At 52.9% G+C, this 24716-nt stretch carries 27 protein-coding genes and 1 pseudogene; 14 read left to right on the forward strand and 14 right to left on the reverse strand.

What is annotated here, in order from left to right; translation table 11 throughout:
* Positions 1-55 precede the first annotated feature (55 nt).
* The gene (locus AC6I79_RS08730) at positions 56-697 is read left to right on the forward strand and encodes a tellurite resistance TerB family protein (RefSeq protein WP_058757517.1); all 642 of its coding nucleotides are present in this window, start codon (positions 56-58) and stop codon (positions 695-697) included.
* Between the two features lie 119 nt (positions 698-816).
* Complete coding sequence (locus AC6I79_RS08735) at positions 817-2880, forward strand: prolyl oligopeptidase family serine peptidase (RefSeq protein WP_394517394.1); 2064 nt, start codon at positions 817-819, stop codon at positions 2878-2880.
* On the opposite strand, the gene exoX is transcribed toward AC6I79_RS08735, so the two are convergent.
* Positions 2874-3542: an exodeoxyribonuclease X gene (gene exoX / locus AC6I79_RS08740; RefSeq protein WP_021509985.1), complete on the reverse strand. Its 669-nt coding sequence runs from the start codon at positions 3540-3542 to the stop codon at positions 2874-2876. The genes AC6I79_RS08735 and exoX overlap by 7 nt on opposite strands.
* Before the next feature lie 3 nt (positions 3543-3545).
* Positions 3546-3776 carry a DNA polymerase III subunit theta gene (locus AC6I79_RS08745; RefSeq protein ID WP_132462384.1) on the reverse strand — a complete coding sequence of 77 codons (231 nt, stop codon included), beginning with the start codon at positions 3774-3776 and terminating at the stop codon, positions 3546-3548.
* Between the two features lie 153 nt (positions 3777-3929).
* Here AC6I79_RS08745 and copC point away from each other — a divergent pair, with 153 nt between their 5' ends.
* From copC to AC6I79_RS08765, 4 genes and pseudogenes are all read left to right on the forward strand, one after another.
* A complete protein-coding gene (gene copC / locus AC6I79_RS08750) occupies positions 3930-4307 on the forward strand; it encodes a copper homeostasis periplasmic binding protein CopC (RefSeq protein WP_498027698.1) in 378 nt (125 codons plus the stop codon).
* Positions 4307-5188 carry a copper homeostasis membrane protein CopD gene (copD, locus tag AC6I79_RS08755; protein WP_498027699.1) on the forward strand — a complete coding sequence of 294 codons (882 nt, stop codon included), beginning with the start codon at positions 4307-4309 and terminating at the stop codon, positions 5186-5188. The genes copC and copD overlap by 1 nt, the downstream gene beginning before the upstream one ends.
* Positions 5189-5216: 28 nt before the next feature.
* Complete coding sequence (locus tag AC6I79_RS08760; protein WP_058757522.1) at positions 5217-5564, forward strand: YebY family protein; 348 nt, start codon at positions 5217-5219, stop codon at positions 5562-5564.
* 358 nt (positions 5565-5922) lie between these two features.
* Positions 5923-6983: pseudogene (locus AC6I79_RS08765) on the forward strand (phage portal protein).
* On the opposite strand, the gene AC6I79_RS08770 reads toward AC6I79_RS08765, so the two are convergent.
* The 3 genes from AC6I79_RS08770 to AC6I79_RS08780 form a co-directional block, all read right to left on the reverse strand.
* Positions 6980-7636, reverse strand: a complete 657-nt coding sequence (locus tag AC6I79_RS08770; RefSeq protein ID WP_136546968.1) for an HNH endonuclease — start codon at positions 7634-7636, stop codon at positions 6980-6982. The pseudogene AC6I79_RS08765 and the gene AC6I79_RS08770 overlap by 4 nt on opposite strands.
* On the reverse strand, positions 7629-8891 hold the full coding sequence (locus AC6I79_RS08775; protein WP_498027700.1) for an AAA family ATPase: 1263 nt from the start codon (positions 8889-8891) through the stop codon (positions 7629-7631). Before AC6I79_RS08775 ends, AC6I79_RS08770 begins: the two co-directional genes overlap by 8 nt.
* A 574-nt stretch (positions 8892-9465) precedes the next feature.
* On the reverse strand, positions 9466-9642 hold the full coding sequence (locus AC6I79_RS08780; RefSeq protein ID WP_168926270.1) for a hypothetical protein: 177 nt from the start codon (positions 9640-9642) through the stop codon (positions 9466-9468).
* 678 nt (positions 9643-10320) lie between these two features.
* On the opposite strand from AC6I79_RS08780, the gene AC6I79_RS08785 reads away from it, so the two are divergent.
* From AC6I79_RS08785 to AC6I79_RS08800, 4 genes are all read left to right on the forward strand, one after another.
* On the forward strand, positions 10321-11589 hold the full coding sequence (locus tag AC6I79_RS08785; protein ID WP_498027701.1) for a hypothetical protein: 1269 nt from the start codon (positions 10321-10323) through the stop codon (positions 11587-11589).
* Between the two features lie 446 nt (positions 11590-12035).
* On the forward strand, positions 12036-12248 hold the full coding sequence (cspE, locus tag AC6I79_RS08790) for a transcription antiterminator/RNA stability regulator CspE (RefSeq protein ID WP_021510003.1): 213 nt from the start codon (positions 12036-12038) through the stop codon (positions 12246-12248).
* 20 nt (positions 12249-12268) lie between these two features.
* The gene (gene ymcF / locus AC6I79_RS08795; protein ID WP_227746460.1) at positions 12269-12418 is read left to right on the forward strand and encodes a cold shock small protein YmcF; all 150 of its coding nucleotides are present in this window, start codon (positions 12269-12271) and stop codon (positions 12416-12418) included.
* Positions 12419-12674: 256 nt separating this feature from the next.
* Positions 12675-12803 (forward strand): hypothetical protein, encoded by a 129-nt coding sequence (locus tag AC6I79_RS08800; RefSeq protein WP_021510004.1) that lies wholly within the window; start codon positions 12675-12677, stop codon positions 12801-12803.
* A 110-nt stretch (positions 12804-12913) separates the two neighbouring features.
* On the opposite strand, the gene AC6I79_RS08805 is transcribed toward AC6I79_RS08800, so the two are convergent.
* From AC6I79_RS08805 to AC6I79_RS08820, 4 genes are all read right to left on the reverse strand, one after another.
* On the reverse strand, positions 12914-13516 hold the full coding sequence (locus tag AC6I79_RS08805) for a diguanylate cyclase (RefSeq protein ID WP_227746461.1): 603 nt from the start codon (positions 13514-13516) through the stop codon (positions 12914-12916).
* A gap of 135 nt (positions 13517-13651) precedes the next feature.
* The gene (locus AC6I79_RS08810) at positions 13652-13822 is read right to left on the reverse strand and encodes a hypothetical protein (protein WP_058774586.1); all 171 of its coding nucleotides are present in this window, start codon (positions 13820-13822) and stop codon (positions 13652-13654) included.
* Between the two features lie 69 nt (positions 13823-13891).
* Positions 13892-14284 carry a YgiW/YdeI family stress tolerance OB fold protein gene (locus AC6I79_RS08815; protein ID WP_058757753.1) on the reverse strand — a complete coding sequence of 131 codons (393 nt, stop codon included), beginning with the start codon at positions 14282-14284 and terminating at the stop codon, positions 13892-13894.
* A 75-nt stretch (positions 14285-14359) separates the two neighbouring features.
* The gene (locus AC6I79_RS08820) at positions 14360-14590 is read right to left on the reverse strand and encodes a hypothetical protein (protein WP_021510007.1); all 231 of its coding nucleotides are present in this window, start codon (positions 14588-14590) and stop codon (positions 14360-14362) included.
* 386 nt (positions 14591-14976) lie between these two features.
* Here AC6I79_RS08820 and AC6I79_RS08825 point away from each other — a divergent pair, with 386 nt between their 5' ends.
* Complete coding sequence (locus AC6I79_RS08825) at positions 14977-15147, forward strand: hypothetical protein (RefSeq protein ID WP_164861043.1); 171 nt, start codon at positions 14977-14979, stop codon at positions 15145-15147.
* A gap of 43 nt (positions 15148-15190) precedes the next feature.
* On the opposite strand, the gene AC6I79_RS08830 is transcribed toward AC6I79_RS08825, so the two are convergent.
* Together AC6I79_RS08830 and AC6I79_RS08835 are read right to left on the reverse strand one after the other, a co-directional pair.
* Complete coding sequence (locus tag AC6I79_RS08830; RefSeq protein WP_498027702.1) at positions 15191-15952, reverse strand: hypothetical protein; 762 nt, start codon at positions 15950-15952, stop codon at positions 15191-15193.
* Positions 15953-16184: 232 nt separating this feature from the next.
* Positions 16185-16916 carry a class I SAM-dependent methyltransferase gene (locus tag AC6I79_RS08835; protein ID WP_058774587.1) on the reverse strand — a complete coding sequence of 244 codons (732 nt, stop codon included), beginning with the start codon at positions 16914-16916 and terminating at the stop codon, positions 16185-16187.
* A 251-nt stretch (positions 16917-17167) separates the two neighbouring features.
* On the opposite strand from AC6I79_RS08835, the gene AC6I79_RS08840 reads away from it, so the two are divergent.
* Positions 17168-17815, forward strand: coding sequence for a metallophosphoesterase (locus AC6I79_RS08840; RefSeq protein ID WP_127834766.1), 648 nt, complete (start codon positions 17168-17170; stop codon positions 17813-17815).
* A 6-nt stretch (positions 17816-17821) separates the two neighbouring features.
* On the opposite strand, the gene rsmF is transcribed toward AC6I79_RS08840, so the two are convergent.
* The 3 genes from rsmF to yebS all read right to left on the reverse strand — a co-directional run bounded on the left by rsmF (position 17822) and on the right by yebS (position 23206).
* Complete coding sequence (gene rsmF, locus AC6I79_RS08845; protein ID WP_031280200.1) at positions 17822-19246, reverse strand: 16S rRNA (cytosine(1407)-C(5))-methyltransferase RsmF; 1425 nt, start codon at positions 19244-19246, stop codon at positions 17822-17824.
* 113 nt (positions 19247-19359) lie between these two features.
* Positions 19360-21993: a PqiB family protein gene (locus tag AC6I79_RS08850; RefSeq protein ID WP_058771299.1), complete on the reverse strand. Its 2634-nt coding sequence runs from the start codon at positions 21991-21993 to the stop codon at positions 19360-19362.
* Positions 21962-23206 (reverse strand): membrane integrity lipid transport subunit YebS, encoded by a 1245-nt coding sequence (yebS, locus tag AC6I79_RS08855; protein WP_058771236.1) that lies wholly within the window; start codon positions 23204-23206, stop codon positions 21962-21964. Before yebS ends, AC6I79_RS08850 begins: the two co-directional genes overlap by 32 nt.
* Before the next feature lie 218 nt (positions 23207-23424).
* On the opposite strand from yebS, the gene AC6I79_RS08860 reads away from it, so the two are divergent.
* Positions 23425-23925 (forward strand): GAF domain-containing protein, encoded by a 501-nt coding sequence (locus AC6I79_RS08860; RefSeq protein WP_058774590.1) that lies wholly within the window; start codon positions 23425-23427, stop codon positions 23923-23925.
* Positions 23926-24021: 96 nt separating this feature from the next.
* On the forward strand, positions 24022-24702 hold the full coding sequence (gene proQ, locus AC6I79_RS08865) for an RNA chaperone ProQ (protein ID WP_010616374.1): 681 nt from the start codon (positions 24022-24024) through the stop codon (positions 24700-24702).
* Positions 24703-24716: the final 14 nt, after the last annotated feature.

Here is a 24716-nt window from a genome sequence, read left to right on the forward strand (position 1 = left end):
AACTGACACAGCGTGCGGCAGCATAGTGAGCGGAAACTTAAACAGGAGTTAAACGATGAGTAACTGGCTGCAGCAAATTCAATCGGTTCTGGCAAAGAAGGGCGGTGACGGCAAATCAGGCGGCCTGAGCGATATGCTGGCACCCGGCGCGCTGGGTGGCCTGGCGGGTTTACTGGTTGCCAGCAAATCGTCACGCAAGCTGTTAACCAAATACGGCGGCACCGCGCTGCTGGTCGGCGGCGGGGCGGCGGCAGGCGCGGTGCTGTGGAATAAATACAAGCAGCGCGTGCGTGAAACCCATCAGGATGAGCCTGCGTTTGGCCAGCTGCAGACGCCGCTCGACCAGCGCGCGGAGCGACTGGTAACTGCGCTGGTGTTTGCTGCGAAAAGCGACGGGCACATTGACGATCGCGAGCGCACGGCCATCGAGCAGAATATCCATCAGGCCGGTTACGGGGCGCAGGCGGAAGCGCTGATTCAGCAGGCAATGAACCGTCCGCTCGATCCGCAGTGGCTGGCCGCCGACGTGAAAAATGAAGAGGAAGCGCTGGAACTCTATTTCCTTAGCTGTGCGGCGATCGATGTCGATCATTTCATGGAACGCAGTTACCTCTCTGCGCTCGGCGATGCGCTAAAAATTCCGCAGGACGTGCGCGACGGTATTCAGCGCGACATCGCGGCGGAAAAAGCGGCCTGAGTCACGCCGGAGGCGGTTGCGGCGGCCTCCGGTTACACTTCGCGTGCGTTTCCGGCTTGGCTTCCTCTGCCAGAAGTGCCACGCTTGCAGGATGTCGTCTTTCAGGGAGAAACTCTGTAATGAATCAGCCGCAAGCGAAAAAAATCCCCCACCACATGACGTTACACGGCGAAACGCGCACCGATAATTATTTCTGGCTGCGTGATGATGACCGGCAAAACCCCGAGGTACTGGCTTATCTGGAGGCGGAAAACCGCTACGGTAAAGCGATGATGGCTTCTCAGGATGCGCTGCAGGATCGGGTACTGAAAGAGATCATCGATCGGCTACCGGCGCAGGACCACTCGGTACCGTACGTTAAACGCGGCTATCGCTACCAGAGCCGTTACGAAGCCGGCAATGAGTACGCGGCCTATTTCCGCCAGCCGGTGGATGCGCCCGCCGACCAGCCGTGGCAACTGCTGCTGGATGGCAACCAGCGCGCCGCGCACAGTGACTTTTACACCATGGGCACGCTGGATATCAGCCCGGATAACCAGGTGATGGCGCTGGCGGAAGATTTTTTATCGCGCCGCCAGTACGGCATCCGCTTTCGTAACCTCAACAGCGGCAGCTGGTATCCGGAGGTGCTGCGCGACGCGTCCTCCAGCGTGGCGTGGGCCAACGACTCACGCACCCTCTACTACGTACGCAAGCATTCGAAAACGCTGCTGGCTTATCAGGTGTGGCGTCACGAACTGGGGCATCCGCAGTCGGAAGATCAGCTGGTGTATGAAGAGCAGGATGAGTCTTTCCACCTCAGCGTGCATAAAACCACCTCGGAACACTTCATCCTGATCGCGCTGTTCAGCACAACTACCAGTGAAATTCTGCTGATTGACGCGGAATATCCGGACGCACAGCCGCAGGTGTTTTGTCCGCGGCGGCGCGATCATGAATACAGCATCGATCACTACGATCACCAGTTCTTCATTCGCTCCAACCGCGACGGCAAAAATTTCGGCCTGTACCGCAGCGCGTGGCTGGCTGAAGATCGCTGGCAAACCCTGATTCCGCCGCGCGACCACGTGGTGATGGAAGATTTCCAGCTGTTTCGTAACTGGCTGGTAGTCGAAGAGCGCCAGCGCGGGGTAAATACCCTGCGCCAGATTAACTGGGCCAGCGGTGAGAGCTACGGTATTGCCTTTGACGATCCGGCCTATGTCACCTGGCTGGCCTACAACCCCACGCCGGAAAGTGACACGCTGCGCTACGGCTACTCGTCGATGACGACGCCGACCACGCTGTTCGAACTGAACATGGAGACCGGCGAGCGGCGCATTCTCAAGCAAACCCCGGTGCCGGGTTTTGACTCTGCCGACTACAAAAGTGAACACCTGTGGATCACGGTGCGCGACGGCACGGAAGTGCCGGTCTCACTGGTTTATCACCGCAAACACTTTCAGCGCGGCGCCAATCCGCTGCTGGCGTACGGCTACGGCGCCTATGGCAGCAGCATGGAGGCCAGTTTTGGCACCAGCCGCATCAGTTTGCTGGAGCGCGGTTTCATCTACGCGATTATCCACGTGCGCGGCGGCGGCGAGCTGGGCCAGCAGTGGTATGACGATGGCCGGCTGCAACATAAAATGAACAGCTTCACCGACTTCATTGATGTCACTGAAGCGCTGGTGGCGAAAGGCTACGGCAACCCGCAGCAGCTATACGCGATGGGCGGCAGTGCCGGGGGCTTACTGATGGGCGGTGTGCTGAATATGGCGCCGCAGCTGTTTCACGGCGTGATCGCTCAGGTGCCGTTTGTCGATGTGGTCACGACCATGCTCGATCCGTCGATTCCGCTGACCACCGGTGAATATGATGAGTGGGGCAATCCGGAGCAGGCGGAATTCTATCGCTACATCCGCCAGTACAGCCCGTATGACAACGTGACGGCGCAGGCATATCCGCACCTGCTGGTGACCACCGGGCTGCATGATTCGCAGGTACAGTACTGGGAGCCGGCGAAGTGGGTTGCAAAGCTGCGTGAGCTGCGCACCAACGATGCGCTGCTGTTACTCTGCACCGATATGGATTCCGGCCACGGCGGCAAATCAGGACGTTATAAATCCTATGAAGGCGTGGCGCAGGAGTTCACTTTCCTGATCGCCCTGGCGCAGGGCACGCTGCCGCCGCGCAGCGATTACTGAGTATCCTTAACGTATTTGCGCAGCGTCTGCCGCAGCGGCGCGCGCAAATCACGTACGTTTTCCAGTACCCAGCGCAGATAGCCCGGATCTTTACGCGCTATGCTGCCGATGCTCTGACCGCGATACTTACCAAACGGGAACACCTCGTCGCTGACCGGCGCCGGCTGGCAGCGACTCACCATCTCGCTGGCGCTCCAGCCGGAGGTTTCCATAATGCGGATCAGCAGCGCGGCGGTGACGTAGCAATCGTACAGCGCGCGGTGCGCGTGCAGATCATCCGGCGGCGACACCTCAAGTTTGAGGCTGTGGCGCAGCGCCTGATTACCGTATTTAATGCCCGGCCACAGCTGGCGCGCCAGCGTCATGGTGCAGATCCATTCGCCCGGCATCGTCGGCAGCATGCGCCGGTCAAAGCTGGCGTTATGCGCCACATAGTGCGGGCTACCGTGATAGCGGCCAATCGCCTCTTCGATGGTCGGCTTGCCTACCACCATGGCTTCAGTGATGCGGTGCACCGCCATCGCCTGACGACTGATGGGCCGATCCGGGCAGATCAGATCGCTCATCGGATTGACGATCTGGCCGTCAATGACATCCACCGACGCCACTTCCACCACGCCCCCCTGCAGGCCACAGGTTTCCGTATCGATTACGCGTAACATAAATTATTTCTGCTTAGGTTCGTAGGGCAGGCGGGAGAGGCTAAGCGATGCCTGGCGATAGGTCATCAGGCGCTGACGGAACCAGTCGCGCAGCGCTTCCGGCTGCTCGCGCTCCACCATCTCGGCGATCACCGGCATGTTGTAGCGCTCTTTAAACGCCACGCCAGCGGCGGCGAGATCGACGTTTACTTTGTCTTTCTCTTCCTGCGACAGCAGGGCAAGGTTTTGGCTCATGCTTTTCTCCTGATAAACAGGGGCAAAAATAATGGTTTCGCCCTGCTGGATCAAGGGAATTGGATCGCACCGCAAGTCTCGACAGCCTAAAAGCAGCGGCGTATCCTGCTGCCACATTTGCGGCGCAGTGCCGCAGTTAAAAGGGAAGACGTGATGATGAAAACTGCATCCAGGCGCGTTATCGCGCTACTGCTGGCGGGCGCGACGCTGGGCTTCAACCAGCTGGCTCTGGCACATGCCCACCTCAAAGCCCCGGTGCCGGCGGATAACGCCATGGTGGAGCGCGCGCCGCAGCAACTCACCCTGACATTCACCGAAGATATTGAACCGGCATTCAGCGGCGTGGAAATGATCAACGCGCAGCAGCAACCGGTGGCGCTGGAGAAAGCCCAGCTGAATCCGCAGCAGCACGATCAGTTGATTGTGCCGATCGCCCAGCCGCTGGCGTCGGGTCATTATCAGGTCAACTGGCACGTGCTGTCAGTGGACGGCCACAAAACCAAAGGTAGCTACAGCTTCAGCGTGAAGTAATGAGTCTTAGCGCGTTCTGGATCGGCCTGCGGGCGCTGCATTTTCTGGCGCTGTTTCTGCTGACCGGCAGTGCATTTTATACCGCGCTGCTGGCGCCGGCGCGCTACCGACCGGTGCTGGCACAGCGCTGGCGATGGCTGATGGGATACAGCGCCGTGCTGAGTTTACTCAGTGCGCTGTTGATGCTGGCGGCGCAGACCGGGCTGATGAGCGGCGACTGGCGCAGTATTGCCAGCATCGACGTCTGGCTGGCGGTGCTGGGCACGCGCTTCGGCGCGGTGTGGCGCTGGGTTATCCTGTTTGCCCTGCTCAGCACGCTGGCACTGCGCCTGCGGGGTAATTTGCGCCAGCAGGCGTTACTGGCGACTGCGCTGTTGCAGCTGGTGGCACTGGCGGGCGTCGGCCATGCGGCGATGCACGATGGCATGCCAGGACTGCTGCAGCAGGGGAATCATGCGCTGCACCTGATCGCGGCCGCCTTCTGGGCCGGTGGTTTGCTGCCGCTGCTGCTATTGATGCGCGAGGCGCGTAACATTGCCTGGCGCACCGATGCCATTCGCAGCATGATGCGCTTTTCACGCTATGGTCATCTGGCCGTGGCGCTGGCGATTGTTACCGGCACGGTCAACAGCCTGCTGATTGCCGGCACGCCGCTCAACTGGACCGCCACGCTGTGGAGCGAGCTGCTGGTGAGCAAAGCGTTGCTGGTGGCACTGATGGTGCTGATTGCGCTGCTTAATCGCTATCTGCTGGTGCCGCGTTTTCGCCTGGCCGCCAGCCGGGCACCGAAACTTTTTATCCGTCTGACGCAGCTCGAGCTGCTGCTGGCGTTGATTGTTATCGGGCTGGTGAGCGTGTTTGCCACGCTTTCGCCGGCCTGAATCTGTTAAAAGATGAGATGAGGTCGAGATTTTGCTGAAGAAACTGATTCCAGCTGGGTTACTGATGGCGTTGTGCAGCCAGGCGTTCGCCGGGCAAATTATCACCGTCAGCCGTTTTGAAATTGGCAAAGATAAGTGGCCGTTCACCCGTGAAGAGGTGATGCTGACCTGCGAGAAAGATGGCGCGCTGTTTGCCATCAACCCCAGCACACTGCTGCAGTATCCGCTTAATGATAAAGCGCTGGCGCGCGGCAATGCCGGGCAGGGCACATTGCAGTCCATCGATACCATCCTTGCCGTCGATAAAGCGCATCCGGGACAAAAAATGAGCCTGCAGCCGATCGTCGATCGCGCCCAGCAGCTGTGCGGTAAATAATCCCTGCATTTTCAGGCGTAGCGCACATTTTTGCCGCTGCGCCTGCCAGCCGTTAGTGCCAGCCCGATCACAGAGTTGGCAGCTTTTGCCGGCGGCGAAGCCCGCTGGCTGGAAAATCACCGATGCTGGTCTACCTTTAAAAGGCAAGGCGTCCTCGCCTGCAAAAATGCCAACTTTTAGCGCACGGCTCTCAACGAGCCATTTCCCTGGACCCGATACAGGAATCGTATTGGGTCTTTTTTTGTTTACTGTTGGTTATCAATAATTTAACTATTTATCAATGAGTTATTGCCAATTCTGTTACGCCGTGTTCTACCCTGTTACAATCTCAGTCGCCACTTTGTCGCCATTTTTACTGATGAGCAAACGCAACCGCGGCAAGGCATTCACCGCACAATCTCAGCCCGCGCAGGACGCAAAGCAGCCGTTCGAGGCGTTTACCTTTGGCGAGCCGACGGCGGTACTCGATAAGCGCGACATCATGAATTATGCCGAGTGCATCCATAACGGCTGCTGGTACGAGCCATTGGTCAGCTTCCACGGACTCGCCATAAGCCTGCGCTCAGCGGTACATCATAGCTCGCCACTCTATGTGAAGCGCAATATTCTCGCTTCAACGTTTATCCCGCACCCGCTGCTGTGTCAACAGGAGTTCAGCAAGTTTGCACTTGATTACCTGAGGTTTGGTAACGCCTTTATGGAATTGCGCCGCAATGCGCTAGGCAAATCGATGCGCCTGGAAACCTCACCGGCCAAGTACACGCGACGTGGCGTGGAGGAGGGCGTTTACTGGTTTGTGAATGAGTGGAAGGAAGCGCAACAGTTCGAAGCGGATCAGGTTTTCCACTTGATTGAGCCGGACGTGAATCAGGAGTTGTACGGTTTGACGAAATACCTCAGTGCGCTGAATTCCGGCTGGCTGAATGAAGCGGCGATGCTATTTCGCCGCAAGTATTACCAGAACGGTGCATACGCAGGTAATATCCTGTATATGACTGACGCCGCGCAGAGCAGCAGCGATATCGAGCGCATGCGGCAGGTGATGCGCGACGCTAAAGGGATCGGTAACTTCCGCACCCTGTTCATTTACGCGCCTACCGGCAAGCTGGACGGGATTAAGATTCTGTCGTTCAGCGAAGTTGCAACAGGTGATGACTTTTTCAACATAAAGAAGACCAGCCGTGATGATCTGCTGAGCGCGCGCCGGTGCCGCCGCAGATGATGGGAATTATCCCCGACAACACCTGTGGTTTTGGTGATGCTGTGAAGGCAGCGCAAGTATTTGTACGCAATGAACTGACACCACTTCAGAAAAGGATCAAAGAAATCAATGAATGGATAGAGGATGATATTGTCCAATTCAAAAATATATCTTTTGAAATTGTTAAGGCAGGTTCACCTGCCTTTATAAAAGGTTAATAAATTTCTTCTACCAAAAATCTGAGCTTATCATCTTCAAAAAGTACATCTCGCATGAATGCCGAATAAGGTGCATCAGGTTTTATTAGCAACCTCATTCGCTCAAGCGCATCTTCCTTTTCAGCAGGTAAGCTTTCATTTGAATACCATCTTCTGACATATTCCTGAAGTCTATTCAAACTTTCAAAAATCTTCACCCTCAGAAACTCAGCACTCACAGCTTTATTAACCGTCCCCTTGCCATTATAAACCTTCCTGAGTAAATCAACTGTACTTTCTATTTTAGGATTGTCCCCCCTAGCCTCAACAACAATACTACCAGCATAAGGGGTGTAAGGAGGTAATAACCTCAAGGAACGATATACATCATCATTCTCATCACAACAATCAAGTAGATTGTTATAACGATCTCCCTTTATATTATTACATCGACTACAAACAAAATATAAATTCTTCCACGCAAATTTCTTATCAAGATCATTAAGATGAGCAACAAAGTGCTCCACATTTACATCTTGCGGTGACTTGGTCTCACATATATAGCACTTATCATGAAATGCTTCTTTTAGGCTATCATATACATCTTGCCCATCATAACGTGTCTGTCTTGCTAAAGATGCTGGGGCTGCAGCTGGTCGGATAACATTAAACACCTTTACCTCCACCAGTATGCTTCATCATATTTATTTCAGCAGTTTTCAAATAGAACTTACTTTCTTCATCCAATTTGTTTTCATGCTGCTTAAGCATAGATAATATACTTTCAATCTCATGTTTGTTATTTTCATAATTAATCGTGAGTGCATTCAATCTATACATTTTCTCCATTAATACTTGAGATACCGATGAAGTATTGAACAAACCTTCTGCAACGGCCTCATATGAATAGAGAGACAAGTCCTCCACCTGCTCATGCTTAGAAAGGTCATAAATGACTGCATCATTGACTGACATCACCACAAAAGGCGAATGAGTTGTAACAATAAACTGAACTAATGGAAATGACTTAGTCAGAAAGCTCATAATCTTTTTTTGAATTGAAATATGGAGGTGAGCATCTATTTCATCAATAAACACAATGCCTGTTAATTCGTCTGGAGATATTTCATTTGCTTCAATGTTCATCAAAAGCTCCGCATATATACACATGACGGCAGAAAACCCTGATGAAAGATTTTGGAATTTATAAGGCTCTTTATTATCCTGAACTATTTCAAATGAAGAACTTTTAACTTTATAGTTCAATTTAAGAGATTTGTCTTCAAATAGTTCACCTAAATCACTCTCTAATTTATCAAACCACCCCTCTATTTTACTGGCACTATCTAAATCTCCATCTTCTGTAATATACATCGCCCGAGCTTGCTTTAATGCAACCAAATATTCTTCAAAATATGACGCTTTACTATCCCCGCGCTGACTCGAGTGAGTAATTAAAGATTTAGCTGCATTTTTAATTGACTCCAAGGACCTGATTGAATTCGCCGCATGAATAGTAGAGTTTCTGAAGGCTGGAAAGTTCATTAATACACTTTTACCTGTATGATAACTAGCCGTAAAAAGCCCTTGATCATTACCATCAAAAATAATGTTAAACTTCTTTCTGCGTTCTCTTTCCTCAATCAATTGGGGTAAATAACTCGTATAATGAGACCAGTTCTGGGTTCCAACTTGAGTGTGTTCAAGGCTTTGCTCAATATGTTTAATTTCAGTGTTAATCTCAGAATCCGTTTTATAGCTTCTCTCTGCCACACGACTGAAAATTGTTTCAAAAAGCCTCACAAGAAATCTTGTTTTTCCACAGCCATTGCCTCCGGTTATTATTAAATTTCTATTATTAAGAATTATATTATCAATTATACCTGAGAATTCATTTTCCAAATAGATCTTTTGAATTCCTTTAAACATATCAACCTCTACAAATCATATTGGTTAACAAAATAGTAAAACATTTTGACTAAAATTAACTTTAAACCCAATAGAAATCTAGCCATGAAAGTAATCTTCATTATGAACAATTGGTCTCTAAGAACTAAGGTCTGAACGTGAGTAACTTGCTTGAACATCAAACATACATTAACTTTCTTACTTGATCATTATGTATTTATGATGCCATCAAGTGAACCTAGTAGAAGTGTATTACTCAGTTAGGCAATTTTCGAAATTTCACAGCACTTTTTCATATAAGCCAGATAACACCCTGTAAAAATCACCCCAGTCATCCCTTGGGATTAGGAAAGATTGGCAATACAAAGATGTTAACATGCTCGCGCGCAATGCTATCCCCGCCACGCCTGCCCGCTTTATGCATCGTTTTTAATGCAGATGCATGCGCCTCGTCAAGTCGCGCCAGCTAGGGTCGCTGTAGCTATCGGTGATCCTATCTGGGTCATGCAAAATCATGCACAAGAATGCGCTTCGCAGCAGCATGAAAAAAGCCACCGAAATGGTGGCTCAGGGCAGGGGTGTTACTGAGAAGAAGTCATTTAGCCTGGCGGAAAATGGCATCCTGATAAATCGCCGTATCAATCTTTCCGGCCATCTCACCGTTCATTAACAGAGCCATTTTTAATTCATCTTCTTTGCAATATTCGACAAGTGATACGTCAGCAATAAACTGGATTCTTACTTCGGTCTCGCTGAGATTATCTATATCCATCAGGCGATTAACTCCTCTCATTTATCAATATCTGTATATATATACAGTATCACAATGATAAGAAACCGTTAAGAATCTTGCAGCTCGGATTAGTCCGGCCGCTGCTTTAATAAGCAGCGCTACTAGTTTTCTGTCGTTTAGCTAGTGCGGCTAATCGTTCAAAAACTGTTGATGGCTTCTTTCTGTCCCGGAGCAGATGCCCGCTGCTACCACTCTAGAATGGCTGCTCACCAACTTTGAGTTTACGGCTGCTCATCATCCAAGTGTTCTCACCTTCGGACAGGTTCAAACGCGAGACATCGAGAAACATCTACTTAAGCTGCTCTCGTTTCTGCAATTGCAGGGCGCTTGGTGTTTGTGGGGACTTATTTACTGTTTAATTGCTATGCTTTCGTGCATTCGGCGCAAAATACGCCGCCTTTTTTCTGGTGTAGGTGGCTGTGACAAATCGAGAGGCACATCAACTGGCGGTGAGGCCGTACAGTATTGACAGAATTGCAAGAGGGCGCAGACGCGCCCTTTAAGTCAACAGCCAAATCAACGGCACGCTTCGGCATATTCTTTCACTGAGTCAGACTGTTTGGATGTGATAGAGTATATGATGACATAATCGTTCGAACTACAGGAGAGGCTAGCTTGTCACGCAGAGGCTCAAGCTATTAGTCAAAAGAATAAAATATGGAATACATTAAAAAAAAATTGGTAATGGATATTGGTAATCAAGATGATTTGTCCAATTCCTTAAGCATGTATACGATTTTTCATCATCTGATCCCAGAGTATAAATTTGTTTTTTCTTCGCCCAAAGGGCCATATCCTGGATTTCAATCCAATATGAAATTTAAAAATGGCGCTTCCATTCGATCTTTGTTTAATGATGAGAATGTGATAGTAATGGATCCCGATACAATAGGTGAAATGTTTGGTGAAGGGGTCTCTACATTTAAAATTGATTATTCAATATCTTTGGATAGTCAGGCCTTGAGTTATCTTCAGCCTTATATTAATGGCAAGAAAGCAGGGCTGGATGATGATATTGAGGAGATATTTAAATTTATATCTCATGAAAATACGCAGGTCGATTCTGTTTTATATGAAATTGAAAATCTAAAAAACATGGATGACAGTAGTAATCATCATAAGATATTTGACAAGTTGTTAGGTTATGAGTTTATAAAGAAATTTGATACTTATAAGTTTTACCAAACAGGTTGTTTAAGCAGCAAAATGTCGAAAGCTGAGCTTCTTCTTAATACAGATCGGCATTTTGGAAATATGCTTCGTAAAAATAAAAATGAAGAATTTAGAAAGGCTATCTTAGAAAGATATAACCATATATATATTTATCTTCTTAAGATTAGTATAATCCAGATTAGTTCTCCTTCTCGATCATTTAAAAACAAGATGCTGGATATTTTCAGGTTTGCTCATGATAAAGCTTGTTTCTTTGCTGTTAGAGAATTAATTGTTGCGGCTGAGTTTTTTGAAAAAGGGACGGATTTTAAATTTTTTAATAAAATACACAAAAATTCAAAAAATATTTGGCAAGCTCTTAGAGGCATGACTTGGGATCTTGTTCATTATAGGTACTTAGAGCAAGCAATAACTTTTAATATTGGAAATGGTGAAAGGTATTTCTTCCCGGGCTTGCTTACCTGTGATAAGGGGTTCATTGAGGTTATGGAGCTTACTTCTTTAAAAGCAGTGGCTTTCAATTCTAATGGAGGGCCACCAATTCCTTTCTTTCACTCTAAAGACATGGAGAAAATTACTGCAAATATACCAGAATTGTATAATTTTCATAGTAAACTGAGCACTAAAGAAAATGTTGAAAAAAGAGAAAGTATGCGTAACTCGATAGACTACAACTTAACTTCACTTGTCATTGAACTGGAGACAGAACTGGCAACTGTTTCAAATGTTGCTTGTCCAAAGTATCTTACCTAAGATTGCCTGGGCCATAACATCGCCTCAATTGAAGGTAACTGCTTTATTTTCAACAATAATATAACATTTGAATTTTCTCACCACAGCTCTTATTTGTCATGGCCGTGTTAAACAGTGAAAAATAAAAGTTTTCTAAATCTGATGCTTTTTAGCTGGAATAAAGGTGACCAAATCTAACCACTTAAAATTTTAAACGCGGTGCAGTCACCGCTTCGTCACACCAGAAATTTATCAATAAAATTTATTACCCCTTGTGTTAATCCGCCAGACGTGCGTTAATGCGTCTCCGGTCTGATAAGCAGACAGTCCCATAGTTAGTTCGTTTTGTATCTCTCATCTGTGTTAGTGCCTTTCCTGTGCCTTTCTCTTTGAGTTTTATCTCAGGTTCTGATGTGTCGCTGCGGTTCAGCCTCTAATGCCATATGGCTCATTATCAAGGTATAAACATGTCAAATAAAATGCTCGGTACAGTAAAATGGTTCAACGCTGAGAAAGGTTTCGGCTTCATTTCTCCGGAAGACGGCAGCAAAGACGTTTTCGTCCATTTCTCTGCCATTCAGGGAACTGACTTCCGTTCACTCGATGACGGTCAGAAAGTTGAATTCTCTGTGGAAAACGGCCCTAAAGGTCCGTCAGCTGTTAACGTTACAGGTCTCTGATTATTACAGTAATTAATGCTATGAGATGCCCACAATGTCAGGGCTCTCAATATCGCCAGTCCGTTTTTGACAGGAACAGGCAAAATCCACTCGGCGCAAAATGTATTTTTTGTAAGTCGATTATGATTGCCATTGCCTCGTCGTTGTATATGATGAAAGAAGCGAATTAATTCAGTTGTGTTATTCATGTGGCGAAATAAATTAATAACCACACCTGATGACTAACGCAGCGAGTACCCTATTATTGGTCACCTTCGGGTGGCCTTTTTTGTTTATCGCGTTAGCCGAGGGCAGGCGATAAGCAAAGCGTTAACCCATAACTAATTTACTTCTTACGCTTAATTCACAGATGCGTGATAAACCCGCTGGGCTGAAGGATAACGCAACTAAAATAGTTATTACCCAATGTGGGGTATGGAGGTGCTTATGTCAGAACGACCCGATGATGTCACTCCGCTGCCTGATGATGCGCAGGTGCCCGGCGAAGAGCCGCTTGATGACGATGATGATACCGGCACCGGATTGCCTGAAGACGATGGGCAAAAACCGATCTAATCGATAAACCTCCCGCGGGAGGTTTTTTTATCGTGTGGGTATTGGCTGTGGTGGAATCAATAGCTTCCCCAATCATCCACATTACCATTCAGCACGGTGGTTTATGCTGTTCACGTTGAGGCGTTTTTCTTCGCGCGCCGGGTACGCAGATATTCTTCCAGATAAGGCAGCAGTTCAAACACCACGATTGCGCACAGTACGCCAATAATATAACCCTGCGGCAGCGGATCGGCACGTAGCGTTAGAGTAAACCGGGGCGCTTCATTGCCGGCCCCAAATAGCGCGAGAAATTGCGGCCAGTGACGGGAGATCACCAGTAGCAGCGCCATCAGCGGCACCATTTCGAGAAAACTGTGGATGTGTTGTTCGACCGGCGTCACTTTTCTGCTTTTCACCGCATAGCTGACGTCCCACAACGCAGTGGCTTCATGACAAAAAAACAGCACGATCATTAACGCAATAATCAGCGCATTCACCTCAAGAAATAATGCCAGCAGCAGCGGAGTGCCCATCTCCAGAAACATTAAAATATGTATCCACGTTTCTTTAACGCCGGAGGTATGCTCTATTTCTGTTGCACGATGACAAAGCCAGTCGGCAAAGCCAGCAATAAGCCAAACCGGTAGGACAAAATAGAGTAACAGCAACATTTGTGGATCAAGACTGTGCATCAGCATATCCTTTATTTCAGCGTAATAACCAAGCATAGCCATGAAAATTTAATCAGGGTAATGGTGGTGGGCGTTAATTAAGCCAGACGTAAAAATGCCGCCGGTAATAATACCCGGCGGCAATAAGGACAATAAATTTTCAGGGCAGGGCGCGGTAAGTACTGATGCCGCTAACGGTCAGGCCTGCGGCTGACCTACCGGCCCTTTACTCATTGGACCGCCGGGCACCGGTTGTTCTGCAGGGACATTAGGGCGTCCGTCCGGGCCAATTGGCCGTTCAGGTTGCTGACAGCCAGCCAGCGCGGTCAGGGTGGAGAGGATTAACAGACTGGCAAACAGGCTCTTCATGCGATGATTTCCTGCGAATGGAAAGATAACGTCCGCCGCACACGCGACGGCGGACCGGACAATAATGCATTAAGGTTCTTCGATACGTGCAACATCGACGCGGGTATTTTCGCCCCGGCCATATACTTTGCCGCTCACCCGGACCTGATCCTCGGCGTTATAGGTTTTGCCTTTGAAGGTATCGGCTGCAGCCTTAATGGTCACGGTGCCGGTGCTGTCGCGGAATTGATAATTATCACCGCTTAACTTTTTAACGATATAGCCTTCCAGCGTGACATAGCCGCCCTGACGAAAATCCCGAATCTGTTCGATATGTGTCTGGCCGGTATCTTCAGAACCTTTATAACCGGCGTCCTGTTGTTTCTGCGGCGGCGGGGTTTTACCGCCCTCAAAGCCGCCCTGTTCAGCGATAGCGCCCAGACTAAACACCATCAGCAGTGACGCCAGTACCGTTTTTTTCATCATAATCATTCCCTCATGATTGCAACATTCCACAATGACTTAAGCCTGGCACAGGATCGCGCATCGCGGGAGCCGTTACGCTGAATCGTTATTTAACACGCTGGCCGGAATGTCGATGCGATCGCCCAGCGACCAGCGTTTCTGCCCCAGCACGCGCTGCGGCGTGGTGTCCGGTACGTTGAAATAGTAACCGGCGGCGCCGTTATCGTCGGGCTGCGCTTCGAACAGCGTGTCCGGACGGATGCCCATCTCATTGAGGTCGTCGTCGCTTAACGCAAGGTAGGTGGCTAATGCAGACTGGCTCATGGCTTTCCTCCTGTCTTATGGGTACGTATTCAGTTAAGCATCGATTGGTATTTATGCCATCGGCTGCGCTTATTGCAGGCGGTGATGATTTGACGAACGCCAGATGCTGTTCTTGACTGAGTCGTACAGGCATTAAATTGAGGTTGCTACCATGACTGAGCTATTCCATATTATTTCCGTCGGTACCCTTGTTGCCGGACTTTATTTGCTCAATTAGCGCAATTATTAAGCGCGATAACATTGCGTGAGATAATACACAAGTGACGTTGTCACATGTGATGCATTGTTATGCTGAGCGCAACACAGCGGATATTTGCAGCAGCCAGCCACAGCGAAAAATGGTATAACAGGGCGCATTGATTGATGGCCGCTTAACAGGATTTCGCATGGCAGCAAATACACAATATCTTCTCTGGGTGATGATTGGCACGCTCACCATTCTGAGCATTTTTATCGGCGCGATTGTCGGTCAGGCCAAAACGCCGCGCACCGGTTTGCTGACCTTTGCCGGTTTGTTTGTCGGTTTTATGCTGGCGATCTTTTTAATCACGCGTTAACCGGGGATTCGTCATAGCCAACCTATGATTCTCAGCTGCGCCGTTACCAACCGCTGCCGTTGCGAATATGGCCCCAGCGCGGGGTGATATTCTGCTCCAGCTGATATATCAGCGCCAGAATCAGGTTGAGGTTATAGCGGGTCACCTCATTATGTTGCGTGATACAGGGTGATGACGATTCTATCAGATTGAAATTAATGTATTTTTCCAGCGGCCCGAGGTGCGGTAACACTTCCTGCTCGCGCTGATGATCGGCCAGAGCAGTAAACAAATAAATATTTTTCTGCGTCTGGCGATCGCGTCGCAGGGCATTGGGCAGGTATTTATTTAGCAACGCGACCGCAGCCGGGCTTATCTCTCCCATCATCGCTTTACCCACACTGGGCCAAATCTGGCTTGCATAGTCACCGAGAAAAAACTGCGGCACTGCAGTAATAATGTTTCTGATGTTGTGGCGGATACCGAAGTAGAGCGCGGCACTGCCGCCTTTCGACGCGCCCAGAATGGTCACATCAGAAGGTTGGGTTAGCTCAATCACCGCCCGGATGAGCTGACTGACGCCGTGCTCGATGTTGAACTGGAGATTGTTACACAGGTAATACGCTGGCAAACCGTTGAAATCGTCTTTGATCCATAACACGGCTGCGCGGGTGTGCTCCAGCAAAGTAAAATCATACACGGTAGGATCGGGCAGGTTAAACCCGGACATGACAATCAACAGATGCTGATTATCCAGACTGGCCGGTTTATAGCGATAGTGCACATCCAGGCCATTCAGATAGTTAAAGGTGTAGTCAGTGATCATGCGGGCTCCTGTGGGATTCAGCAGACAGAAGCGACACAAACGCAACGGGCATTAACAGCGCGCCAGATCAATAGTTGAGAATGATAGTTAATATCATTTAACTTGTTCGGAATAATCTTAAGCGTTACAGTAGGTGCCGTCCCTTACAGAGCTAACACCTTGATTGAGTGCCGGAGATAAGCGCCGGGGGGAATTTTCACAGGGCTGCAGGATGCAGCCACTGCTGAAAACCTTACAGCGGCCTGCGCGCCGCCAGCAAAAACAGCATCGGACGCTCGCGCTCCTCATCCAGCGCCGGATTCTCCGCTACCTGCTGTACATCCGGACCCCACTCATCCAGCCGTTCAATCACCAGACCGGCGGCAATCAGCGCGTTAATCCAGGTTGCCAGCTTGCGGTGCTGCTTCTTCACGCCGGCGGCAAACCAGTTGCTGATCCGTTCCCCTTCCTGCTGATACTGATTGACTGGCCAGCTGCGCTGCCCGGCATCATCGATGAACCACTCCTGCTGACGCGGAGCGGTATAAATCGGATGCTCGCATGAAAACACCAGCGCGCCGCCGGGACGTAACGCATGAAAAATCGTGGCAAACAGGGCGTCGATATGGCTGAGATAGTGTAGCGCCAGCGAACTGTACACCACATCAAAAGTGCTGCTGAGCTGCAGGGTTTCGAGGTCAGCGCGCTGGTAAGTGATGCCTGGCCGATCGGTCATGGCAGCGGCCTGCGCCAGCATTTTTTCTGACACATCCAGCCCCAGCACTTCACGCGCGCCTTGCTGCTGCGCATAACGACAAAACCAGCCGTAGCCGCAGCCCAAATCCAGCACGCGCTGGTCACGCAGTTCAGGCAGCATTGCCCGCAGCGCGGGCCACTCGGGCGCGCCGTCCAGTCCGTTGACCGAACGCGGCAGGGTGGCGTAGCCAGCAAAAAAATCGGGGTTATCGTAGATATTCTGACTCATGGCGACTCCTTTCAATAAGACGCAAAGGAGTGTAAGCGTTTAGCGCGGTATGAAACACCGCTCAGCCAACAAAAAGCAGATGCACCAGGCGCGCGAGCGACTCCAGCAGCAGCAGGCTGCCAATAAAAATCATCACGAGGATGCCAACAAACTGTTTCCGACTGCTCACGCTGATGCCTCCGCGGCTACCCCTCACCGGACTATACTTTATGCCGGGTTTACTAAACTTCCAGTCAACCGGGGCAGATTACATGTTTTATCAGACGCTGCGTGCAAATAACTGGCGCAATATTTGGGTGGTCGGTGATTTGCACGGCTGCCGCGCGCAGCTTGATGCGCAGCTGCTGCGGCAGGGCTTTGATCGGCAACAGGATCTGCTGCTATCGGTCGGGGATTTAATCGACCGCGGGCCGGACAGCCTCGGCTGTCTGCAACTGCTGGAAGAGCCGTGGTTCCGCTGCGTGCGCGGTAATCACGAGCAGATGGCGCTCGATGCGCTGCAGGGCGACGATCCGATGCTGTGGATGATGAACGGCGGGGACTGGTTCTGGCAGCTGAGCGGTGCGCGGCTGATTGCCGCGCGTCATGCGCTGAAGCGCTGTGCCGAACTGCCGCTGATATTACATCTGCAATTCGAGGAGCGCGTCATCGTCATTGCTCATGCCGACTATCCTGCCAGTGCCTATGCACTGGGACAGGATGTCGACTGGCATCAGGTCGTCTGGAGCCGCGACCGGCTCGCTCGCCATCAGCGCGGCCGCTCGCAGCCGATCGCCGGCGCCAGTGCGTTCTACTTTGGCCATACGCCGCTGGAGCAGCCGCTTAACGCCGCGAATCAGCATTACATTGATACCGGCGCGGTATTTGGCAACCGGCTGACGCTGGTGCAATTGCAGTAATGGTTGTTAACGGAACAGCCGGCCGTCGCGCACCAGTTCACGCGGATAGCTGTTTTTGATGCGGCTTCCGACGCGTTTCGCCAGGCCCAGCGGCTGCTGCTGGTAAGTGACAATCACCTCATCGCGCACGGGCGGCGTGTCGGGATGAATATCCTGACCGCGATACCAGCTTTCCGCCTGCGCTTCGTCCAGTTCGAACGCCAGCGCGCTGTCCGGTTGCGCCAGCGCCACCACCGCTTCATGCTGCCAGCGAAAACCTTTCGGGAAGGTTTCTGCCAGTTTGAGACCGATACGCGAGAAACGCACTTTGCTGAGCCAGCTCTCCAGCGCCGCCGGGAACAGCCACAGCTCTTTGTCGCGCTGCCACAGTGTCAGGCTCTCATCCCAGTGCAGTCCCACCTTGTGCGCGGCCTGCGCCACCTCCGCCACCAGCTTGCGGCTGGCGGGCGAGAAGGGCAGCTTGCCGAGTTTGTAGGTCGGCGCTGGCAATGGCGGCACGCTGGCAGTTTTGCGCAGCCGCGCGACGAAAAAGCCTTCGCTGTCGAAGATATGCGGAAACACGTGCAGGAAGCCTTCCGGCGTCAGCGCGCGTTCGGCGCCAGCGAACAAATCGTTGAGCGGCACAATTTCCAGCGCCTGCGGATAGCGCTGCTGCAGCCAGGCAATCACCTGCTGGTTTTCGATGGTATTGAGCGTACAGGTCGAGTAAATCAGCGTGCCGCCCGGTTGCAGCGCGTGAAAAGCGCTGTCGAGTAAATCGCGCTGGGTGGCGGCGATGGCCTCGGTGCTGGCCAGCGTCCAGTTGCGCAGCGCGTCAGCATCTTTCCGTACCACGCCTTCGCCGGAGCAGGGCGCATCCAGCAGTATGGCATCGAACTGTTCCGGCAGCGCGGCACCAAAGACGCGCCCGTCAAAATGGGTCAGCGCCACATTGCTGACGCCGCAGCGGCTGATATTGGCATGCAGCACTTTCACCCGGCTGGCGGAGTATTCATTGGCGAGGATCGCGCCCTGATTGCGCATCAGTGCGGCCATCTGCGTGGTTTTAGAGCCTGGCGCAGCGGCCACATCCATCACCTGGCGGGCATCCGGCGCGGCGTCAAACAGCGCGCTGACCGGCAGCATTGAGCTGGCTTCCTGAATATAGAACAGACCGCTGAGGTGTTCCGCGACGCTGCCGAGCGGCAGCGATTCGTCATCACGCGCAATCCAGAAGCCTTCCCGACACCACGGAATCGGCGTCAGCTGCCAGCCGTAGCCCGCCACGCGCGTGAGAAAATCCTCCACGCTGATTTTCAGCGTATTGACGCGCAGACTGCGGCGTAGCGGCTGCTGACTGATGGCGAGAAAGCGTTCGAGTTCGGCCTCGTCGGCCAGGCTGGCGCGCATCAGCGCGAGAAAATCTTCAGGAAAACGATCGGACACGGATATCTACCGGACTAACAAAGTGAGGGCGAAGTGTAACGCTGAGCCCGGCTCAGGTACAGCCGTGCGCAATATCCCTGACGCAAATAAGTCGGGCAGCCCGCAGGCTGCCCGTTGTCTTAGTTTGGCGACGGAATCGCCGTGCCCCAGTTGCGCCACTCTTTTGGCGCTTCATCCTGCAGCAGGAAGTGCTTGTCGGCACCGGCCTGTGGTGCCAGCGGCACCGTCGGTGGTGTGGCAAACTGGATGCCGCCGCGAATGAACTGCTGGAAGGTGCCGGTTTTCACCACGCCGCCAATCAGGCCAAAGTCGAGGTTATAACCGGAGGCCAGCCAGAACACCGAGTTGTTACGCACCAGATGCTGATACTTTTTGCTGATGCGCAGCGCGATTTGCACGCGATCGGCCATGTTACCCAGCGAAGTGCCGGTTACCGTGCCGACTTCTACACCGCGGAACAGCACCGGCGTGCCAATCGACAGCGATCCGGCTTCGGTGGTATCCACATAGATGTTCAGCCCGTTAAGGTAACGCGAGTCGGTAATGGTGCTCTCCTGCAGCTCAAAGCTGCGCGCCAGCGCGCCTTTGCCCGGATCCACGTTCACATATGGCTGCAGCAGCGTTTCCAGGTGATTGACGCCGGCGGGCGAAATCTCCGGCGAGACGACAGAGAAGCGGCTGCCGATGCGCGCGAAGTCCTGCACATACTCCGGATAGAGCACCGCTTTCGCCACCACCTGGTTGTTATCCTGGCTCAGCGCCAATGACTCCACCTGACCGACGTTGATGCCGAGGTAGCGGATTGGCATGCCGGCCGACAGTTTGCTGGCATCAAAGGTGTGCAGGGTAATCTGGCTGCCGACCGCACGCGCGGCGGTCTCTGACGGATAGAGTACGCGCTTAACGCCTTTCGCTGCCTGCGCGCCCGTCAGGTTATCAAAGCTGATTGCGCCTTTCAGTGCGCGGTTCAGCGGCGAAGCCTGCACGGTCAGACCGCTGCCGTTAAGCTGGACTTTGGCACCGCCTTCGGCCCAGAACACGCTTTCGCTGGTCAGCAGCTTGCGATACTGCGGCTGGATATGGACCGAAATCTCAAACGCATCGGCGCGCGGCACCACATCCACCACTTCACCGACCTGGAACTTGCGGTACAGCACCACCGAGCCGGCCTGTACATCCGGCAGGCTGTTGGCGGTCAGTTTGAGCGTGGTCGGCGGCTGATCGCCGGTAATGCCTTCCGCCGCGCGCTCTGAGTCGGCGTACAGCGGATAGCGGCTGGACGGCTGACCTTTCGCACCCGGCACCAGCCGGATACCGCCGTCGACCCATTCGCGCGCGCTGGCGCCCAGCACCTGCATGCCGTCGAGGCCAAATTTAACGTCGAGACGGCTGTTAACGATGAACTTGCTGTCGGCGTGCACCAGCTGGCGGTGCTCCGGATTGATGGCTGCCACAAAGCTGATGCCGTTTTCATCCAGCCGGCGCGAAATTACCTGGCCGATCTTCACGCCATACAGCATCACCGGCTGCCCGGCGTCGATACCGTAGGTTTCCGGCGCGCTGAGCTGAACGGTGAGCACATCCGGCTTCTGCAACAGCGTTTCGCTGGCCGGCAGCACGCTGAAGTGATCCTGCGGCTCACCTTCGCCCGGGACCAGTTCCAGCGTATTGCCGGTCAGCAGGCTGCTCAGGCTGGTGTCGGTCAGGCTGAGTTTCGGCGCGCGCATCTCAATCCGCGTGCCGCTGCGCATCAGGCCGGTGACGGAGGGATCGATCGTCAGCTCGCCGGACACTTTACCGCCCGGCAGCAGCGTCAGTTTGGTCAGGGTGCCCACTTCCAGCCCCTGATACATCAGCGGCGTGCTGTCGGCTTTCAGGTTGTCGCCGTTGGGCAGATCGAGCGAAATCAGCACGCCGCGCTGGCTGTGTGCCAGATCCGAATAGAGCTGATAGTTTTGATCGCTGTTGGCCTGTTCGCCGCTGTCCGGCGAGTCAAAGGCAATCGCGCCATTCACCAGCGCGGCCAGGCTCTCCAGCTTCACTTTGGCGCCGCTCAGGCTGACATCGGCGTCAACGCCCGACACATTCCAGAAGCGGCTCTGTTTTTTCACCAGGTTGGTGAAGCGCCGTTCAATCAGCACATCGATGGTCACGCCATCGGTATTACCGTTGATGCTGTAGTCATAGACGCGGCCGACCGGAATTTTACGGTAATAGACCAGCGAACCGGTGTTGAGCGAGCCGAGATCGGGCGCGTGCAGGTGAATCAGCAGTTCGCCAGTGTTTACCCGGTATTTCGGCTGGGTATCCAGCGCGGTAAAGTGGTCGCGCTCTTTGCCGTCGCCGGGCATCATGCCGATGTAGTTACCGCCCACCAGCGCATCCAGCCCGGAGACGCCCGCCAGCGAGGCTTTTGGCGTCACCAGCCAGAACTGGGTGTTCTCCCGCAGCGCATCGCGCATGTCGCTCTTGATGCTGGCTTTGATCTGAATGCTGCGGTAGTCATCGCTCAGCACAATGCCCTGCACGGTGCCCACTTCCACGCCCTGATAGCGAATCGGCGTGCGGCCCGGCACGATGCCGTCCGCGGTCTGGAAGTTGATGGTGATGGTGGTGCCGCGCTCCTGATAGTTGGTCCATAACAGCCAGCCGGCAATCAGCAGGGCGATAATGGGCAAAAGCCAGAACGGCGAAATCTTGCGTTTATTACGCAGATTAGCGCTAGTCGGTGTAGTCGGCGTTTCCTGTTGCATGTGCATCCCAGATCAGGCGGCTATCGAGCCACTCAACGGCCATAATGGTCAGGATGACTGCCGCGCCAAAGTAGAAGGCGGCAGGTCCCATGGTAAAAGCCAGCAGCTGGTCACGATTGACCAGCGACATGGTTAAAGCAATGACGAACAGATCCAGCATCGACCAGCGGCCCACCCAGGTGACGGCACGCAGCAGACGGATGCGGGTTTTCAAACCCTGTTCACACTTAAAATGGATGCTAAGCAACAGCGTCAGCATCACTAACACCTTGGTAAACGGCACCAGAATACTGGCGATAAACACCACCGCGGCCACCGGCACGTTACCGGAGGCGAGGCCAAGAATACCGGAGAAAATGGTGTCTTCGCGCCGCGCACCGTTGACGTACACCACCGAAATCGGCAGCAGGTTAGCCGGGATCAACAGCACAATCGAGGCGATCAGCGCCGCCCAGGATTTTTGCAGGCTGTGGCGGCGGCGAAAATCGAGCGGCGTATGGCAGCGCGTGCAGCGTCCGCGTTCATCGGGCATACCGGTATGGTGGCAGTTCAGGCAAACCTGCCACCGCTCGGGCGGTTCGTGCGGCACCGACTGCGGGTAATAATGTTCCCACAGCTCCTCCACGTTGAGATGAATCAGCGTCAGCAGGCTCATAATTGTTAGCGCGATATAGGCGACCAGCCCGTAGCCGACCTCCAGCGCGGCATAATCCTGCACCTTAATCGACGCCACCGCCACGCCGACCAGATAGATATCCAGCATGACCCACTCTTTGAGTTTCTCCAGCATCAGCAGGACCGGGCGCAGGTTCATGCCGAGCGCGTGGCCAATCCACAAATAGCAGATGCCGGCCACCAGCGTCACCGGCGCGCCAATCGTGCAAAACGCCACCATGGCGGCTGTCAGCACGTTGCCCTGTTGCGCCATCTGCAGCACGCCCTCCAGCAGGCTGGCGTTAATGCGCATGCCAAGCAGGCGGATATCCACCAGCGGCAGGCTGAAGGCGAACGGCATCAGTACGATCATCGTGACGGCCATGGCGGTGAGCCGCGTCATTGACCAGTCGCGACCGTTCTGAATACGGGCATGACAGCGCGGGCAATAAGCCGACTGATGCGATTTCACATCCGGTAAGGAAAAAAGGGTATCGCATTGCGGGCAACGCTGATAACGTGCGTGGGGCAACGTCTGGCTGATGGCGTGAATTTTCATAAATGACGCAAGGGGCCCATTGTTCGTTACAGTTACCGGCATGCGGAACAGAGCACGTCTGTCTGCATCAATCTATGGTACGAGAATAGTCTCAAGCATAGCGTGCTAAGGGTATAGTAACTAACACAATGATTCACCTTGTGGGGTTGGATTATTAGTGCTTATTTTAACAACTGAGTGACAACAAGGTCACGCCAGTGATGAGTAATGGTTAAACAATGAACAAAAAAGCCTTTTACGAGGATTTAAATCGCGATGTCCGCGCACTGTTAGCGGGCGAAACTTCTTTCCTGGCGGCGCTGGGCAACTGCAGTGCGCTGCTGTTTGAACGCCTGGAAGGGGTTAACTGGGCAGGCTTCTATCTGCTGACCGAGCCGGAGACGCTGGTGCTGGGGCCGTTCCAGGGCAAAATCGCCTGCGTACGCATTCCGGTGGGTAAAGGCGTATGTGGCACCGCGGTTGCGGAGGATAGCGTGCAGCGGGTTGAAGACGTGCACGCTTTCCCGGGGCACATTGCCTGCGACGCCGCCAGTAACGCGGAAATCGTGATTCCTCTGAAAGTGAATGGCACGATGGTCGGTGTTCTCGACATCGACAGTACGGTTTATTCTCGCTTCGATAGCGAGGATGAAGCGGGGCTGGTAGCCCTTACCGACGGGCTTTGTGCAGTGCTGGCGAACAGCGACATTGAAAAATTTCTTCAGCTGACGCGCAGCTAATCGACTGGATCACATAGCATTTGGCGATGTTGTCATTATAATGTCGCCTGTTCATGCCTGCTCTGGTCGGCAAACCCGTTGTAATCAGGAAATTTCATGGAAAATCAACCTAAGTTGAACAGCAGTAAAGAAGTCATCGCCTTTCTGGCGCAGCGTTTTCCGCACTGCTTTAGCGCCGAAGGTGAAGCGCGTCCGCTCAAAATCGGTATCTTTCAGGATCTGGTGGAGCGCGTTCAGGGCGAAAACAGCCTGAGCAAGACGCAACTGCGTTCGGCCTTACGCCTTTATACCTCAAGCTGGCGTTATCTTTACGGCATTAAAGCCGGTGCCACCCGTGTCGATCTCGATGGCAACGCCTGTGGCGTGCTGGATGAGCAGCACGTAGAACACGCGCGCAAGCAGCTGGAAGAAGCCAAAGCGCGCGTGCAGGCGCAGCGCGAGCAGCAAAAAGCGAAAAAACGTGAAGCCGGGGAAGAGACCGCTGAGCGTCGTCCGCGCAAGCCTGCTGCGCGTAAAGCGGCGGAGGGCGACGCACCGCGTAAGCCACGTCCACAGGCACCGCGTGCTGCGGCCGGTGAGCGTCAGGCTGCTCCGCGTCCACCGCGGGCAAAACCCGTCACTGACACTTCAACGTTGCAAGCGGGTCAAAACATCAAAGTCAAAGCAGGCAAAAGTGCAATGGACGCTACCATCCTGGAGATTACCAAAGATGGCGTCCGGGTCCAGCTCGCTTCCGGCCTGGCAATGATTGTGCGCGCAGAACACTTGCAGTTCTGAAACGGAGGCCCGAC

It is taken from the genome of gamma proteobacterium symbiont of Scutellera amethystina, assembly GCF_059730845.1.

Bases quoted from the DNA above. Each gene is read 5' to 3' on its own strand.
- AC6I79_RS08835 (WP_058774587.1), bottom strand. From the start codon at position 16,916: ATGAGTCAGAATATCTACGATAACCCCGATTTTTTTGCTGGCTACGCC.
- AC6I79_RS08830 (WP_498027702.1), bottom strand. From the start codon at position 15,952: ATGATCACTGACTACACCTTTAACTATCTGAATGGCCTGGATGTGCAC.
- cspE (WP_021510003.1), top strand. From the start codon at position 12,036: ATGTCAAATAAAATGCTCGGTACAGTAAAATGGTTCAACGCTGAGAAA.
- AC6I79_RS08815 (WP_058757753.1), bottom strand. From the start codon at position 14,284: ATGAAAAAAACGGTACTGGCGTCACTGCTGATGGTGTTTAGTCTGGGC.
- AC6I79_RS08735 (WP_394517394.1), top strand. From the start codon at position 817: ATGAATCAGCCGCAAGCGAAAAAAATCCCCCACCACATGACGTTACAC.
- AC6I79_RS08800 (WP_021510004.1), top strand. From the start codon at position 12,675: ATGTCAGAACGACCCGATGATGTCACTCCGCTGCCTGATGATGCGCAG.
- yebS (WP_058771236.1), bottom strand. From the start codon at position 23,206: ATGAAAATTCACGCCATCAGCCAGACGTTGCCCCACGCACGTTATCAG.
- AC6I79_RS08860 (WP_058774590.1), top strand. From the start codon at position 23,425: ATGAACAAAAAAGCCTTTTACGAGGATTTAAATCGCGATGTCCGCGCA.
- AC6I79_RS08840 (WP_127834766.1), top strand. From the start codon at position 17,168: ATGTTTTATCAGACGCTGCGTGCAAATAACTGGCGCAATATTTGGGTG.
- AC6I79_RS08780 (WP_168926270.1), bottom strand. From the start codon at position 9,642: ATGGATATAGATAATCTCAGCGAGACCGAAGTAAGAATCCAGTTTATT.
- copC (WP_498027698.1), top strand. From the start codon at position 3,930: ATGATGAAAACTGCATCCAGGCGCGTTATCGCGCTACTGCTGGCGGGC.
- AC6I79_RS08745 (WP_132462384.1), bottom strand. From the start codon at position 3,776: ATGAGCCAAAACCTTGCCCTGCTGTCGCAGGAAGAGAAAGACAAAGTA.
- proQ (WP_010616374.1), top strand. From the start codon at position 24,022: ATGGAAAATCAACCTAAGTTGAACAGCAGTAAAGAAGTCATCGCCTTT.
- copD (WP_498027699.1), top strand. From the start codon at position 4,307: ATGAGTCTTAGCGCGTTCTGGATCGGCCTGCGGGCGCTGCATTTTCTG.
- AC6I79_RS08850 (WP_058771299.1), bottom strand. From the start codon at position 21,993: ATGCAACAGGAAACGCCGACTACACCGACTAGCGCTAATCTGCGTAAT.
- AC6I79_RS08785 (WP_498027701.1), top strand. From the start codon at position 10,321: ATGGAATACATTAAAAAAAAATTGGTAATGGATATTGGTAATCAAGAT.
- AC6I79_RS08825 (WP_164861043.1), top strand. From the start codon at position 14,977: ATGGCAGCAAATACACAATATCTTCTCTGGGTGATGATTGGCACGCTC.
- AC6I79_RS08810 (WP_058774586.1), bottom strand. From the start codon at position 13,822: ATGAAGAGCCTGTTTGCCAGTCTGTTAATCCTCTCCACCCTGACCGCG.
- ymcF (WP_227746460.1), top strand. From the start codon at position 12,269: ATGAGATGCCCACAATGTCAGGGCTCTCAATATCGCCAGTCCGTTTTT.
- AC6I79_RS08820 (WP_021510007.1), bottom strand. From the start codon at position 14,590: ATGAGCCAGTCTGCATTAGCCACCTACCTTGCGTTAAGCGACGACGAC.
- AC6I79_RS08775 (WP_498027700.1), bottom strand. From the start codon at position 8,891: ATGTTTAAAGGAATTCAAAAGATCTATTTGGAAAATGAATTCTCAGGT.
- AC6I79_RS08730 (WP_058757517.1), top strand. From the start codon at position 56: ATGAGTAACTGGCTGCAGCAAATTCAATCGGTTCTGGCAAAGAAGGGC.
- AC6I79_RS08805 (WP_227746461.1), bottom strand. From the start codon at position 13,516: ATGGCTATGCTTGGTTATTACGCTGAAATAAAGGATATGCTGATGCAC.
- exoX (WP_021509985.1), bottom strand. From the start codon at position 3,542: ATGTTACGCGTAATCGATACGGAAACCTGTGGCCTGCAGGGGGGCGTG.